This is a genomic window from Streptomyces niphimycinicus (assembly GCF_018883605.1).
GTDB lineage: Bacteria > Actinomycetota > Actinomycetes > Streptomycetales > Streptomycetaceae > Streptomyces > Streptomyces niphimycinicus.
This window is the reverse complement of the sequence record NZ_JAHLEM010000180.1, coordinates 1-14,305: the sequence shown is the minus strand read 5'-3', so window position 1 is coordinate 14,305 and position 14,305 is coordinate 1. Positions and strand designations below refer to the sequence as shown.

Genomic DNA, 14,305 nt, shown 5'->3' with positions numbered 1-14,305 from the left:
CGGTCCGGCCCGCTGCGGCCGCTGGGCGAGGCCCTGGACTGGCCCGCGGTGCCCGGCCGGCCCCGGCGGGCCGGGGTGAGTGCCTTCGGCCTGGGCGGCACGAACTGCCACGTGGTACTGGAGGAAGCGCCCGCCGCACCGGTGACGCCGCCTTCGCGGGATCCCGAGTTGCTGCTGCTGTCCAGCCACCACCCGGACACCCTGGACGTCGACCTGGCCGCTCTGCGCGACCACTTGGGCGAGAACCCTTCGCGGATCGCTGACGCGGCGTGGACGACCCAGACCGCACGCCACCGCTATCCGCATCGTGCCTACGCCGTGGTGCGCTCCCCCGACGAGGTGGCCGCGGCGTTCGGCGGCGACCGGCTGCGAATCCAGCGCGGCCACGCCACAGCCGACGCCCCCGAGGTCGTGTTCGTGCTGCCGGGCATCGGCAGTCACTACCCGGGCATGGGCGCCGAACTGGCCCGCACGGAACCGCTGTTCGCCCGCAACCTCCAGGCCGTCGTGGCCGTGGCGGACACGCTGACCGACGGTGCCGTGGGCCGGTCGTTCGCCACCGAGCCGGCCCGGCCGGACCGCCAGGGCGACCGCGTGGATCTGCGCGCCCTGCTGCGGCGCGGCGGCTCGGCGCCCGCGCCCCGGGAACTGCGCGAGGTGCACCTTTCGCTGTTCTGCATGGAACACGCCATGGCCCGCACGCTCATGGACCTCGGGATCCGCCCGGCCGCGCTGCTGGGCCACAGCCTGGGGGAATGGGTGGCGGCCGTGCTGGCCGGGGTCGTCGGACCGAAGGACGCGATGGCCGCCGTCGCCCGCCGGGCCGACCTGGTCGGGACCGCCGGGCCGGGCGCCATGCTCAGCGTGCTCGCCGCCGCGGAGGAGGTGGAGCGCTACGCCGTGGCGGACACCTGGATCGCGGCCGAGAACGGGCCGGGCCACTGCGTGTTCTCCGGCCGGCCAAAAGCCGTGTCGACGCTGGCCGGCCGGCTGCGTGCCGCGGGGTTCACCACCTTGCCCGTGGACACCAAGCATCCCTTCCACACACCGCAGTTGGCGGGCGCCGCCGCCCTGCTCGGCGAGGATCTGCGCCATGTGGACCTGGCGCCGGCCCGCATCCCCATCGCTTCGAGCGTGCTCGGCGCGTGGCTGGACGGGGAGGTACCCGAACCCGGCTACTGGCGTGACCACATGGTCAGCCGGGTGCGGTTCCGCGCGGCGGCCGGGCTGGTCCTGTCCCGGCACCGGGTCCTGGTCGAGGTGGGACCGGGCACCGCCCGTCCCTGGATCGCCCAGGCCGACCCGGACGCCGTGTGCGTGCGCACCGTGCGGCAGTCCTACGAGAACGCCGGCGACCGGCAGATCCTGCTGGAGGCACTGGGAGCACTGTGGGCCCATGGGGTCGAGGCCGACTGGCCACGCCTGCGCCGTGCCCCGGCGCGCCGGGCCGGTCTGCCCCCGCGCGCCCTGCAGCGCCGCCGGTACCTGCCCGACACCGAGCCGCCTGCCGGTCCCTGGCCGGCGCCTGCCACGGCGCGGCAGGCCGAGCTGGTAGCCGAGACCCCCGCGCCGGCGCCGCCGGAGGAGGCACCCGGATCCACCGTCGGGCAGTTCCTGGCCCACCGCTTCCGGGTCCTGCTCGGACTGCGCCAAGTCCACCCCGACGACCACTTCTTCCACCTCGGTGGCGACTCCCTGATGGGCGTGCACCTGATCGCGGGCCTCAAGGAACTCACCGGACGGGCCGTGCCCTCCTCCGTCGTCTTCGCCTCCGCGACCCTCGGCGGCATGACGCGCGAGATCCAGGACTGGCTCGCCGCCACCGAGCACGAACCGGAACCCCTCGACCACGGGAGCCCAGTGTCATGAGCGCACCCACGCTCGGAGTGATCGGAGCCGGTGTCATCGGCTCCAGCGTCGCCCACGCCGCCGCGGCGGCAGGCTACGCCGTCACCCTCGTCGACACCGATACCGCCGCACTTAACGCGGCCCGCGCGGCCGTCCGGCGGCACGAGCGGCTGGCCGCGCTGCTGGGCGGCCGGGGACCGCGGCCGCTGGACATCCGCTCCAGCACCGACCTGGCCGACGTGGCCGGCGCCGGGTTCGTGGTGGAGAACACCACCGAATCGGAACCGGGCAAGCGCGAGCTGTACCCGTTGCTGGACAAGGCGCTGGCGCCCGGCGTGACCATCGCCGCCAACACCTCCGCCATCCCCATCGCCCGGCTGGCGCAGTGCCTTGCCGACCCCGGCCGCGTGGTCGGCGTGCACTTCATGAACCCGGTCGACCGCATCGACATGGTCGAGGTCGTCCGCGCCCCGTCCACTTCGGACACCGCGCTGGCCGCGGCCCGGGACCTGCTGGGTCGCATGGGCAAGCGCTCCGTCGTGGTCAACGACGCCCCCGGCTTCGTCATCAACCGCGTGCTGATGCCGGTGGTCAACCTCGCGGCCGCCGTCGTCGCGGACGGTGTCGCCACCCCGAACCAGGTCGACGAGCTGTTCAAGGGCTGCCTCGGCCACACCTCCGGGCCGCTGCGCACCGCCGACCTGATCGGCCTCGACACGGTCGTGCGCACGCTCGACGTCCTGCACGAGCACTACGGGAGCACCGAGTTCGCCGCCCACCCGCACCTGCGCCGGATGGTCGACGAGGGCCGGACCGGGGCCAAGAGCGGCCGCGGTTTCTACTCCTACGACGGGAGCTGACAGGATGACTGCTCAGAGCACGCCCACGAACGAGGAAATCGCCGCCGTGGTGCGGGAGTTCATCGCCCGGCTCAGTGGCCACCCGGACATCGAGGACGACTGGCCGCTGATCTCCGGGGGCGTCCTGGACTCGATCGCCGCGGTCCAGATGGTCGACTTCGTCGAGCGCACCTTCCACGTCGAGGTGACCGACGAGGACCTGGAACTGCTCAACTTCGACTCCGTGCGGGGACTGGCCGCCCTGGTCACCCGCCGGGTGGCGGTGTGAGCACCACTGCGCCGGAAGCGGTCCTCGACGTGCTGCGGGGCGAGCGGTTCGCCGACCGGGCCACGGCCTGGGAACGGGCGGGCGCCGTCCCGCGCGAGGACGTCGAGCGCCTGGCCGGGCACGGACTGCTCGGCATGACCGTCGGCACCGCGCACCACGGCAGCGATCTCCCGCTGGTGGACGTGACCGAGGTGCACCGGCTGGTGGCCGCCGCCTCGCCCAGCCTGCACAGCCTGCTGGTGGTCCACGCCATGGTCTGTCACGCCCTGCGCCGCTGGGCGGTGCGGGAGACCCGCGACGCGTTCCTGCCCGAGCTGGCCACCGGCCGGGTGCTCGCCGCCTTCGCCCTCACCGAGACCGGCGGCGGAGCCGACGCCGGGGCACTGACCACCAGGATCGACCGGGATGGCGACACCCTGCGCGTCACCGGGGTGAAGCGCTGGCTGTCCTTCGGCCAGATCGCCGACGCCTACCTCGTCTTCGGCCTCACCGCGGGCCTGGACAGTTGCGCGCTGGTGGACGCGGGCAGTGCGGTTCGGGTCGAGCCCGAACCCCGTACCGCGGGCCTGCGGGCCGCGCGGCTGGCCCGCGTCACCTTCGACGGGGCGACCGCCCCCGCCGCCCGTGTGGTGGGGCGACCGGGCACCGGCATCCCGTTCGTCGCGACGTCGTGCCTGACCCTGGGCCGGCTCTGCGTCGCGGCGGGGGCGACGGGCATCGCACAGGCCGCGCTCGACCTGGCCGTCGGCCACGCGGCCACCCGCTCCACGGGGGACCGCGTGCTCGGGGACCACCAGTTGGTGCGCGGGCTGCTCGCCGATGCCGCCCTCGCCACCGAGTCCGCGATCCACTACGTGCGGTCGGCGGCGCAGGAGGTCGAGGACCGCACGCCGACGGCGGCGGTGACCGCCGCCCGCGCCAAGCTGCTGGCCTCCCGGGCGGCCAGCGGCGTGACCGCCACTGCCTCGCGCCTGCTGGGCGCCGAGGGCCAGACCGAGAACCATCCGCTGGGCCGGCTGGTGGCCGCGGCCCGGGTGCACGAGGTGATCGAGGGACCCACCGAGGTGCTCCAGGACATCGTGGCCACCGCGCTGCTGCGCGACCAGGGCGCCGCGGGGAAAGGAAAGCAGCGATGACCCCGGCCCCGGCCGAGAACACCGTCAAGTGCGTGGTCTGGGACCTGGACGACACCCTCTGGGACGGCACGCTCCTGGAGGGCGACGAACTCCACGTTCCCGACGCCAACCGCACCCTCGTGCGCGTCCTGGACGAGCACGGCATCCTCCAGTCCGTCGCCAGCCGCAACGAGCCCGGCCCCGCCCGGGACCGGCTCCGCGGCTTCGGGCTCGACAAGTACTTCCTGCACCCGCAGCTCGGCTGGTCGGCCAAATCCGCATCGCTGCGCACGCTGCTGGACGTGCTCAACATCGGCGCCGACAGCGTGCTGTTCGTCGACGACTCGGAGTTCGAACGTGCCGAGGTGGCCAGGGAACTGCCCGAAGTCCGCTGCGTGACGCGGGAGAGGCTGCACGAACTGGTCGCCGGCGGCCGGGTCCTGCCGCGGCAGGTGACCGCCGACGCCGCCCGCCGCCGGGAGATGTACCAGGCCGAGGGCCGCCGCCGCGGGCACGAGGAGAGGTTCCAGGGCCCGGCCGAGGAGTTCCTGTCCTCGCTGGGCATGACGTTGCGGGTGCGCAACGCGACCGAGGGCGATCTGGACCGCGCGGCGGAGCTGACCCGGCGCACCCACCAGCTCAACACCACCGGCATCACCTTCGACCGGGACGAGCTGGCCGAGCTGGTGCGGGACCCCGGCCACCGGGTGATCGTCGCCGAACTCGACGACCGCTTCGGCACCTACGGCACCATCGGGCTGGCCGTGCTGTCCACCGGTCCCGACTGGACGATCCGGCTGCTGCTGATGTCCTGCCGGGTCATGGGCCGCAACGTCGGCACCGCGCTCATCGCGGCGCTGGCCCGCACCGCCGCCGCGCACGGTGCCCGCACCGTCGCCCACTTCCGGCCCACTGACCGGAACCGGCAGATGCTCGTCACCTACCGATTCGCGGGATTCGCCGTCGTCTCCCGTTCCGAGGACCGCGTCGTCCTCACCATGCCTGAGGACCGGATCCCGGCCGTACCCGGTTACGTCCGCCTCGTCACCGAGGACACCGCCACTGTGCTCAGCGGCCCGACCCAGGAGGTCACCCGATGACTGCCTTCACACAGAGCTGGACCGACACGTTTTCCTCCGTCTACGCCGACGAATCGCTGGCCAAGCTCTCCTGGTTCAACGCCTCCCCCGGCCTGGAGCTGATCAAGCGGGTGATCGACGGCACGCTCAAACCGGGTCAGCGCCTGATCGACCTGGGCAGCGGCCCCGGCGTCGACGCGGTCTTTCTGTCCGTGCAGGGCCTGGACGTCACCGGCGTCGACCTGTCTCCGGACGCCGTCGCCCGGGCCACCCGCTGGGCCGAACTGGCCGGCGCCGAAGCGGAGTTCATCCAGGGCGACGTGCTCGACGTCCCGCTGCCGGACTCCTCGGCCGACGTCGTCACCGACTCCTTCGTGTTCCACAACATGCGTGACGACGCCAGGTCGCGCTACGCCGACGAGGTGCACCGCCTACTGGGGCCCGGCGGCCTGTTCCTGCTGAACTCCTTCTCCGACAAGATGGTGGCCGGTACCGGCCCGCGCCGGATCACCAGTGAGGAGATCCTCAGCACGTTCACCGCCGACCGGTTCGAGTGCGTGGCGCTGTACGTGTACCGCAACGTGCCCACCCGCTCCAAGCCGGACCAGTTGCACTGGTTCGGCGAGTTCCGGGCGCGCTGATGCGGGTCGTGGTCACCGGCGGTGGCCGGGGCATCGGGCGTGCCGTCGCCCTCGGCTTCGCTGCCCGCGGTGCGCGGGTCGCGGTGCTGGCCCGCACCGGGTCCCAGGTGGAGTCGGTGGCGGGCGAGATCGAGGAACTCGGCGCCGAGAGCGTGGCCGTGGCCGTGGATGTCGCGGACGAGGCGGCGCTGGGCGAGGCGGCCGAGCGGGTGGTCCACAGGTTCGGCGGCGTGGACGTCCTCGTCAATGCCGCAGGCGTCTTCGATCTCGGGCCCACTGCCGGGTTTCCCGCGGAATCCGCGCGGACCCTGCTGGAAACCAACGTCATGGGCACGTTCCTGGCCTGCAAGATCTTCGGCAGGCACCTGCTCGAGCAAGGCCACGGCAAGGTCGTCAACTTCTGCTCGCTGTTGTCCTACACCGCTTTCCCGGAACGGGCGCTGTACGCCGCGAGCAAGGGCGGCGTACTCCAGCTCACCCGCAGCCTCGGGGTGGAGTGGGCGGCGCGCAACGTCAACGTCAACGCGGTCGCCCCCGGCATGATCCGCATCGAGACCCCGCATCCGGCCGCGCTCGACGAGGACGCCATCGTCGGGCGCATCCCCTCCGGCCGGCGCGGCCGGCCGGACGACATCGTCGGACCCGTCCTGTTCCTGGCCTCCTCTGCGGCCGACTACATAAACGGCCAGACCCTGGTCGTCGACGGAGGCTGGCTCAGTTATGGATACCTCTGAAAGCTCTCTGGCGCTCGGAGTCTTCTGTGGCTTCTCCACGGGACCGTCGGACCGGTACGTCCAGGCCGCCACCGAGCTCGGCGCCGGCTTGGCCGCCCGCGGCCACCGGCTGGTCTACGGGGCGGGCGGGGCCGGCCTGATGGGCGCGGTGGCGCGCGGTGCCGCCGAGGGCGGTGCGCCGATCCTCGGGGTCATCCCGGAGTTCTTGCGCGCCAAGGAGATGAACGACCACCTGCCGCCACAGCAGATAGTACTCACGGAGGATCTCCTGGAACGCAAGCGCGTCATGATCGACCGCGCGGACGCCTTCGTCGCGCTTCCGGGCGGCTACGGCACGCTCGACGAGGTGCTCGAAGTGGTGTCCATGGCCGCACTCGGGCAGGACGTCGGTCCCCTCGTGCTCTTGGACGTGGACGACGACTGGCTGCCCTTGCTCAACTACGTCGAGCGGCTCCACAAACGGGGTTTCGTGCGCGACTCCGGCATCCTGCGCGTGGCCCGGACACCGGAGCAGGCGCTCGACATGGTGGCACCGGCCTCGGCCGGCGCGCTTGCGCTGGCGGGCGATCCGCAGGGCAAGCAGGCGGCTTCATGAACGCCCTCACCGGCCCGATATCACCTTCGTGCGTGCCCGACGGCCGCCTGACACTCCTCGCGGGCGGCCCGTGGTGGGCGGGGGCGCCGGGGCCGTCCGATCAGCACGGCCAGGTGCACCGCGAGCATCACCGCAGCGGTCACGGCGGCGCTGTGCCACAGCAGCGCGTCCATCCGGCCCGCCGAGAGGTACGCTCCCGCGGCCACCGCCACCAGGGCGCACACCGCGCGGTCGATGATGCTCTCCACCGACAGCAGGGTGGCGCGCGGAGCGCCGGGCGGCACCGCGTCGTTCACCAGTTTGCGCTGGATCGGATACGCGAAGCCGGTGACCGCCGAGAACAGGCAGAGCAGCGCCACCGCCGCCATCGGCCCGCCGCGGGTGATCCCGGCCAGGGACACAGCCATCGCCAGGCTCAAGACGGACACGATCGTCAGCGGTTGCAGCTTGCGGCCCAGCCACTGCGGCCGGGCCGCGCCCACGGCCTCGGCCACCGTCACCGCCGCCAGCACACCGCCGTGCGAGGACTCCGGGATTCCCTGGTCGATCAGGATCGGCTGGAACAGGTTCACCTGGCAGATCCGGGAGAGCGTGAAGACCGCCACGCCCTGCACCATCACCAGGGCCAGCCACGGGGAGCCGCGCAGCCGGCGCAGCGCCCGCCCGGCCTCCCGCCACGCCCCCGACCGGCGTTCGCCCGACTCCGCGCCCACCAGCCGGGGCAGGGCCATGGCACAGGCCAGTGACGCCGCGGCGCTGACCGCGCTGAGGAGGTACGGGGCGGGCCGGGACAGCGCCATCAGGGGTCCCACCAGGGGCCAGCACACCACCTTCGCGGCCAGCCCGAGCGCCCGCGCGGTGCCCTCGGCGCGCAGATAGTGGTCGTCCGCGCCCTCCGTGTGCAGCGCGTCGTAGAGGTAGGCGCTGGCCGCCCCGGAGGTCAGGGAACGGCCCGCGGCGATGGCGAGGAAGTGCACCAGGAAACCGGTGTAGTCGGGGGAGAAGACCGGGGCCAGGTTCGCCGCGGTCATCACCACGGCGCCCGCGCGCAGACAGTTGCGGGCGCCGATCCGGTCGGCCACCAGGCCGGTCGGGATCTCGAACAGGCAGAACGCGATGTAGTAGAGGGACTGGATGCCGAAGATCTGCGCGTCCGAGAGCCCGGCCTGCCGCTGGTAGGCGTAGAACACCGGCATCCACCACAGCAGGTTGAACAGCAACTGGAAACCGTTGTTGAGGGCGATGACCCGGCGTGCCCCGGCCGTGAGCGGGGTCCGCCCCTGCGCCGGGGAGCGGCGGAGGAACGGCACACGGCCCTTCACAGCGCGTACGGGCGGAGCTGGACCAGCTTGATACCGCCCCCTTCGGCCATCAGCCACTCGATGTCCTGCGGATCGTCCGGATCGTCCGCGAAGTGCGACTGGAGCAGCCGCCCGGTGAGCGCGAGATCCGCCAGCCGCGCCCGGGCCGAGGACGGCAGGTCCGCAACCATCGAGCCGAGGTCCACGGTGCGGCCCCCGCCCTCCACGGTGTTGTAGAGGTACTGCAACGGCAGCGCGGTGCCGTCGACGACGCTCTCGGGCGAACCGGGCGTGCAGTTGATGTAGACGTTGCGGAAGTCCTCGCGCCGCGTGGGGTTGCAGGTGACCAGCACCCCGCCCAGCTCGGCCGGGGTGTACTCCTGCACGATGACTCCCATGTAGGTGTCGTCCAGGGAGATGCCCGCCTCGTGACGGAGCCGGACACTGCGCGGCGACACCAGCGAGGCCCACACCTGCCGTACGGCGTCGAGGAGTTCGTCCGTGCCGTGCACCGTGGTGATGGAGTCGTAGACCCCGGCGGCGGAAAAGCCGGGCAGGTCCTCGGCATTGGAGGAGGACCGCACCACCAGCCGCTTGCGGCACACCCGGTCCGCGAACGGGCCGGTGATCCGCGCGGCCACATCCTCCGGCACGGGGGTGCCGCGCACCATCTGCTGGAGGCTCAGGCACAGCGGGTCCAGCACATCGGTGGCTCCCAGCTCCAGTGCCATCTTCAGCTTGCCGATGCCCTGTTGCAGAGCGGGCGAGGAGGTCAGGAAGCGGTGCTGGAGGGCGAACGGCAGCGCCACGCCGTCGGGCGCGGTGACGGTGGCCGCCACGAACTCCGAGGCCGCCCGGCGCAGCGCCTCGGGGTCGGCGGACGCGGTCAGCCGGGAGGCGAGATGGCCGTACAGATCCTTCCGGGGCGGCCGGGCGCGGCCGTAGAAGGCGGTGAGATCGGCGGTGCGGCTGTCCAGCACATGGTGGAGTTCACCGAGGTTGGCGGCCTTGGTGCCGTAGCGGTCGCGGTCGTCGCGGCGCAGCCGGCGCAGTTCCAGGACGGGGACGTCCTCCAGCAGCGGCGGCTCCAGCCGGATCCGCTGCTGGTGCCACGCGGGCTCGGCCAGCTCCGGGACCTCGTGCAGCCGGACCAGGCTCACCCCGTCGTCCTGGACCCGGTAGCACACCCACGCCCCGTCCAGCTCCTCCGACTCCACCAGCCGGGCCATGTCGCGCACGATGGCGTTCGGGATGCCCCAGCCGGAGGCCAGCACATTGGTGTGGGACAGCGGGGTGATGGGGGCGGCGTTGATGAATCCGGCCACCCGTGGCACATCGTCGGGCAGACAGTCCATGGCCACGATGTCCGACCAGCCGAGGTCCGCGTCGTGCGCGCGGTACTCCTCGAGCGAGGCGAACCAGCGCAGCCGGCCGATGGCTTCCCCGATGTTCAGCGGGGTGCGGGGGCGGCTGACGAACAGCTCGTGGCTGAGGATGCGCGGCAACCGTACGTCGCTCACGGGGGCGAGTGCCGCCTCCTGGCCGTGGTTGGCCGGTTTCAGCAGCAACGGCAGCCGCCCGTCCACCCGCTCCCGGACGAAGTCGTAGAACTCCTGGAGCAAGGGGCCGTCCATGGTGTCGGCCTCGGTGGTCTCCAGCACCAGGAACGGCCGGTCCCGGCCCTCAGAGTCCTCGTCGGCGTGCAGCGAGACCACACCGAGCAGGAACCGGCGGCCGGGGTCGGTGTACACCGAGGCGTTGAACGCGTCCAGCCCGGCATCGAGTTCGTCCAGGTCCATCCCGAGGATGCGGGTGGCCACATAGTTGACGTGGAAGGGGTGGACGGCGGTGTCCAGCAGATGCCAGGTGTGCTCGGTGCGGTCGACCACCACCTTCAGATACGGGTGTCCGGCCAGCACTCCGGACAGCGACCGGAACAGCGGCAGCGACAGGTTCTCGCCGACCACGGTGGCATCGGTGCCGGGCGCGGTGGCCGGGCTCGGAAACGCGCGGATGCCGGTCATCACGGCCTCCCGGTGGCCGGGACGGGCGGCAGGGCGGTGGGCAGGGCGTCGTTGAGCCTTTCGAAGTCACGTATCACCGTGACCGGATCGTCGGCCACCAGCAGACACAGCGCTGCCATGGTGTTCGCGCCCGCCGCCGGGTCGTAGACCGGCACCGGGGTGCCGTCCGGCAGCGAGTGCTCGGCCACCTTCGTCAGCCGCGCCCCGGTGGAGATCAGTCCGGAGCGCCGGACGGCGTCGAAGTCCCACAGCCGCCGGTCCGGCCACGGGGTGCCGGAGCCGTCCACGGCCAGCACCACCAGCGAGCCGGCCGCGCCCTTGGCGTCCGCGGCGCCCAGCACCGCACCGGGCCCCGGATCGGGCCAGTCGACCTCGCGGCCGAGCAGCCGGTCGATGAGCATGCCGATGACGTCCACCCCGAAGACCTCCTCGATCTGGGGGACGGTCATCGCGCCACCGAACCGGGCGGCGGTCTCGATGACCCACATCCGTCCTTCGGCGCCCAGCTTGATCTCGGTGTGGGTGCCGCAGGTGCGCAGGCCGAGCGCGTCCACGGCAGCCGTCGCCAGCTCCACCACCTTGCGCTGGGCGTCCTCGGGGAGCAGGGCGGGGGTGATCCCGGCGCGCTCGGTGAACGGCTCGACGGTGGGCATCCGTCCGCTCAGGCACACCGGGTGATAGACGCCCTCGGCCACGACGCCCTCGACGCTGACGTAGTCGCCCCAGCCCGGCTCCTCGAACCAGTCCCCGGCCGTGCCTGTCACGATCTCCTCGACCAGGAAGTCCGCGTCGGCCCCGGCCACATGGAGCTCGGCGTAACCCTGGCGGGCGGAGTCCTCCATCACTTCACGGGCCCGGGCCCAGGCCGGCGCGATGTCCTCCGGGCCGCGCAGGATCTGATGGGCGGTGGACCCGGCGCTCCAGGCCGCCTTCATCAGCATCGGGTACGGGAGCTCGACCGCGGCCTCGTGCAGATCGCGTTCGGTGGCCACGGAGCGGAACCGTGGCTGGGACACCCCGTGCGCGTCCCAGGTGCGGCGCATCATCCGCTTGTCCCGGGCCAGCACGCAGTGCGCACCGGCCCCGGCGAGACCCAGCCGCTCGCAGGCGTCGGCCACCGCCACCACGGCGTACTCGGACGGCGTGAACACCGCGTCGGCGCCGACGGCCTGTGCCTGAGCGGTGATGAGCGCGACGAGGTCCTGGGACGCGGTGTCCACGGGGGCGACCACCGAGGCGCACAGCCGGGTGACCACCTCGTGGGCGGAGGGCGGAGGGGGACTGAGCACGAGCAGATGCACTTCGGCCTTCGTGGCGACCCGGGACAGCGCGTATTCCAGCGGCGGCCCGCCCTTGGCGTAGACAAACAGCACCTTACTCATAGATAACGACTCCTCGGTTCAGAGTTTCTCGATGGCTCAGCGAAACCGGCGGGCCGGCACATCCGCCGCGCTCCGGGCCCGTCAAGCGAACCAGCCGGGCACGACACCTACCCCCCGAATCGGGGGTGGGCACTCAGGCAAATGCCTGAGTGTCACGAGGTGTTCACGGTGAGCGAGGCTGTCGGGCATGTGTTTCAGCCCTTCTCGGCCCCTTTTGCCTTCCGGCTGGTTACGGCGCATGTGAGCGCGGGGCCTGGGCATTCCTTGGCCATGCCTTCGGCGGTATGTGCCCGGAGGCCGGACCGGAAAGGCGGCTGGTATCCGATATGGGCCTGAGCACGCTGCTCGAGCGCATGCCCGTGTCATGGTGGGAAGCCGATGAGGGGCTGCGCATCGTCAACTGCGGTGGGGGTGCCTTCCACGACCCCGGCACCGCACAGCGGTTCGTCGACAGTCTCGGCGGCACGGCCGACGCCGCGCGGGAAGGGGCCGCCGCCGAGGGCCGGGAGTCGGGGATCGACCGCCGCCAGGTCCGGTTCGGCGGGCGGCTGTTCGACGTCACCTCCTGTCCCGGCCGACTGGCCGGTGACGGCCGGGGCGGGGTCAGCGGGCTCGCGGTGGACATCAGCGCCCTGGAGCTCGGACGCCACGGCTACGCCGCGTTCACCGACTTCGCCGACTTCGCGCCCGCCGCGGCGTTCATCCGCGACGCCCAAGGCCGCTATTTGTGGGCCAACCACGCCTACGCCCATCTGTACGGCACCACCCCCGACACCGTGATCGGCAGCAGCGTCACCGATGTCGACGCCCCCGAGGACGTGGCTGCCTTCCAGACCCTGGACCGGCAGGTGCTCAGCTCGGGCAAGCCGGTACGGCACACCATCGGCTACCACCGGCCCGACGGCTCACCCGGGCGCGCGGTCGGCCACCGCTTCCCGGTGGCCGAGGGTGGCCAAACCTGTGTGGCCGGGATCTACATCGACATCACCGACCACACCCTCGCCCTGAGCCGGCGGCGCGCCGCCGAGGAGGACCTCCAAGCGCTCAGCGAACACAGCGGTCTGCCCTGCGCCCTGCTCTCGCCGGGCGGCCGGATACGCCGGGTCAGCGCATCGGCCGCGGAACTCCTCCGGGTCCGTGTGCCCGATCTGCTCGGCCGCCCCGCCCACCGCTATCTGGCCCCCGCCGACGATCTGGCCGGACTGCGCCACGCCTGGCGGGATCTGGTGAACCGGCGCTGGCGCCGGTTCCAGACCTCCGCGGTCTTCCTCGACGCGCGGGGCGACGAGTGGCGGGCCCGGGTGCTGCTCACCGCCGTCAGCGGCGGTTCACGGCGGGCCCGCGGCGTCTGGGCGGTACTGCCCCACCACACCCTGCCGCACCCGCCGCTGCCACCGCTCACCGCGGCGCAGTTGCGCATCCTCACCCTGCTGTCCGCGGGGCACGGCAACAACGAGATCGCCGCCTCGCTCCGGCTCTCTCGGCAGACCCTGGACTACCACCTCGGCCGGCTGCGGGAGTTGCTGGCGGCACCCACCCGGCTGGCGCTGGTCAGCCGGGCGTATGTACTGGGCATCCTCGATCCGCAGGCGTGGCCGCCGCGCTCGGCCGTCGTCCGCCGCCCGGCCGGTCCCACCTGACCGCGCCGACGGGCAGGGGGATGACGTTCGGGTCGTCGTCGGGTGCTCGCAGGCCGAGGAGCGGGCTGAACGGGAGCAGCGCGAGGCCGCCAAAAACCAACCCCGCAAAAAGGGATGAAACGATGACACTGCATTCCGATGTGGCCGAGTTGCTAGCGGGGGCGGGCATCCTCGACGTGGCCGTCGACGATGCCGTCGCGGACGAGCACGTCCGATCGTCCGCGTACCAACGCGTCGTCTCGGTAACCGCTTCCTCGCGGAGCCGCAACCGAGACCGCGCGATTGTGGCCACGATCCTGCGGGACCCCGTCGAGTTGGTGTCCAAGACGGCGGTGGTCGCCCTCGTGGACAGTGTCGCGATGAAGGCGACCGGTCCCGCCGAGTTCCGGCAGTGGTCGGCCGAACTACTGCCAGAGATCGGCCAGCTCAAGACGGAGGCTTTCCGCGAGTTCATTCGCCGCCGCATCCACGACTGGCTGTTCTACCTGTCCATCGAGGATGGTCATGTGCCGGCACCGGCCGAGTTGGCGAAGGTCACGGACTGGATGCAGCGCGTCCTCGCCGAGGAGTCGACGTCGCCGGCGGTACTCGCCCTGCTCGCCGAGTCAGGCAACGCCAAGAAGACCCGAAACATCGCGAAGAACCGAGCCGGGAGCCGCAAACTGAGAACGCAATGAGTCGGTAGCGGCAATGGGCAGGCGCGCCGCCTCTGCCCTTGCCGGAAACCTCATCCGCCCTGGTGGAGGGCGGTTCTTCGTGTTTCCCGTAATGTTGGCCACGGTCGCTCGAGCTGGGGATCTCGTGGAGCTGCTATCAAG

General features: G+C 72.1%; 13 protein-coding genes. 10 read left to right on the top strand and 3 right to left on the bottom strand.

Annotation, left to right across the window (positions count from 1 at the left end):
• From KN815_RS17905 to KN815_RS17870, 8 genes are all read left to right on the top strand, one after another.
• Positions 1-1,869: acyltransferase domain-containing protein (locus KN815_RS17905; RefSeq protein ID WP_216342936.1), on the top strand; the 1,869-nt coding region annotated here is incomplete at its 5' end.
• Complete coding sequence (locus KN815_RS17900) at positions 1,866-2,708, top strand: 3-hydroxyacyl-CoA dehydrogenase family protein (protein ID WP_216342935.1); 843 nt, start codon at positions 1,866-1,868, stop codon at positions 2,706-2,708. The genes KN815_RS17905 and KN815_RS17900, both read left to right, overlap by 4 nt.
• A 4-nt stretch (positions 2,709-2,712) precedes the next feature.
• The gene (locus KN815_RS17895) at positions 2,713-2,976 is read left to right on the top strand and encodes an acyl carrier protein (RefSeq protein WP_216342934.1); all 264 of its coding nucleotides are present in this window, start codon (positions 2,713-2,715) and stop codon (positions 2,974-2,976) included.
• Positions 2,973-4,112, top strand: a complete 1,140-nt coding sequence (locus tag KN815_RS17890; protein ID WP_216342933.1) for an acyl-CoA dehydrogenase family protein — start codon at positions 2,973-2,975, stop codon at positions 4,110-4,112. Before KN815_RS17895 ends, KN815_RS17890 begins: the two co-directional genes overlap by 4 nt.
• Positions 4,109-5,191, top strand: coding sequence for an HAD-IIIC family phosphatase (locus tag KN815_RS17885; RefSeq protein WP_216342932.1), 1,083 nt, complete (start codon positions 4,109-4,111; stop codon positions 5,189-5,191). The genes KN815_RS17890 and KN815_RS17885 overlap by 4 nt, the downstream gene beginning before the upstream one ends.
• A complete protein-coding gene (locus KN815_RS17880) occupies positions 5,188-5,811 on the top strand; it encodes a class I SAM-dependent methyltransferase (RefSeq protein ID WP_216342931.1) in 624 nt (207 codons plus the stop codon). Before KN815_RS17885 ends, KN815_RS17880 begins: the two co-directional genes overlap by 4 nt.
• On the top strand, positions 5,811-6,545 hold the full coding sequence (locus KN815_RS17875; protein WP_216342930.1) for an SDR family NAD(P)-dependent oxidoreductase: 735 nt from the start codon (positions 5,811-5,813) through the stop codon (positions 6,543-6,545). The genes KN815_RS17880 and KN815_RS17875 overlap by 1 nt, the downstream gene beginning before the upstream one ends.
• Positions 6,532-7,140 carry an LOG family protein gene (locus KN815_RS17870; RefSeq protein ID WP_216342929.1) on the top strand — a complete coding sequence of 203 codons (609 nt, stop codon included), beginning with the start codon at positions 6,532-6,534 and terminating at the stop codon, positions 7,138-7,140. Before KN815_RS17875 ends, KN815_RS17870 begins: the two co-directional genes overlap by 14 nt.
• A 20-nt stretch (positions 7,141-7,160) precedes the next feature.
• Here KN815_RS17870 and KN815_RS17865 read toward each other — a convergent pair whose 3' ends face one another.
• The 3 genes from KN815_RS17865 to KN815_RS17855 are packed head-to-tail and all read right to left on the bottom strand — an operon-like array spanning position 7,161 to position 11,847.
• Complete coding sequence (locus tag KN815_RS17865; protein ID WP_216342928.1) at positions 7,161-8,462, bottom strand: MFS transporter; 1,302 nt, start codon at positions 8,460-8,462, stop codon at positions 7,161-7,163.
• Entirely contained in the window at positions 8,459-10,465 is a 2,007-nt protein-coding gene (locus KN815_RS17860; RefSeq protein ID WP_216342927.1) for a PEP/pyruvate-binding domain-containing protein, read from the bottom strand. Before KN815_RS17860 ends, KN815_RS17865 begins: the two co-directional genes overlap by 4 nt.
• A complete protein-coding gene (locus tag KN815_RS17855; RefSeq protein ID WP_216342926.1) occupies positions 10,465-11,847 on the bottom strand; it encodes an ATP-grasp domain-containing protein in 1,383 nt (460 codons plus the stop codon). Before KN815_RS17855 ends, KN815_RS17860 begins: the two co-directional genes overlap by 1 nt.
• Before the next feature lie 353 nt (positions 11,848-12,200).
• Between KN815_RS17855 and KN815_RS17850 the strand changes: the two genes are divergently transcribed.
• Positions 12,201-13,487, top strand: a complete 1,287-nt coding sequence (locus KN815_RS17850; protein ID WP_253209057.1) for a PAS domain-containing protein — start codon at positions 12,201-12,203, stop codon at positions 13,485-13,487.
• 122 nt (positions 13,488-13,609) lie between these two features.
• Positions 13,610-14,164 carry a hypothetical protein gene (locus tag KN815_RS17845; protein WP_216342924.1) on the top strand — a complete coding sequence of 185 codons (555 nt, stop codon included), beginning with the start codon at positions 13,610-13,612 and terminating at the stop codon, positions 14,162-14,164.
• The last annotated feature ends 141 nt before the right edge of the window (positions 14,165-14,305 follow it).

Excerpts from the sequence above, each read along its gene's own strand:
- KN815_RS17855 (WP_216342926.1), bottom strand. The coding sequence starts at position 11,847 with ATGAGTAAGGTGCTGTTTGTCTACGCCAAGGGCGGGCCGCCGCTGGAA.
- KN815_RS17880 (WP_216342931.1), top strand. The coding sequence starts at position 5,188 with ATGACTGCCTTCACACAGAGCTGGACCGACACGTTTTCCTCCGTCTAC.
- KN815_RS17860 (WP_216342927.1), bottom strand. The coding sequence starts at position 10,465 with ATGACCGGCATCCGCGCGTTTCCGAGCCCGGCCACCGCGCCCGGCACC.
- KN815_RS17900 (WP_216342935.1), top strand. The coding sequence starts at position 1,866 with ATGAGCGCACCCACGCTCGGAGTGATCGGAGCCGGTGTCATCGGCTCC.
- KN815_RS17845 (WP_216342924.1), top strand. The coding sequence starts at position 13,610 with ATGACACTGCATTCCGATGTGGCCGAGTTGCTAGCGGGGGCGGGCATC.
- KN815_RS17875 (WP_216342930.1), top strand. The coding sequence starts at position 5,811 with ATGCGGGTCGTGGTCACCGGCGGTGGCCGGGGCATCGGGCGTGCCGTC.
- KN815_RS17885 (WP_216342932.1), top strand. The coding sequence starts at position 4,109 with ATGACCCCGGCCCCGGCCGAGAACACCGTCAAGTGCGTGGTCTGGGAC.
- KN815_RS17870 (WP_216342929.1), top strand. The coding sequence starts at position 6,532 with ATGGATACCTCTGAAAGCTCTCTGGCGCTCGGAGTCTTCTGTGGCTTC.
- KN815_RS17895 (WP_216342934.1), top strand. The coding sequence starts at position 2,713 with ATGACTGCTCAGAGCACGCCCACGAACGAGGAAATCGCCGCCGTGGTG.
- KN815_RS17850 (WP_253209057.1), top strand. The coding sequence starts at position 12,201 with ATGCCCGTGTCATGGTGGGAAGCCGATGAGGGGCTGCGCATCGTCAAC.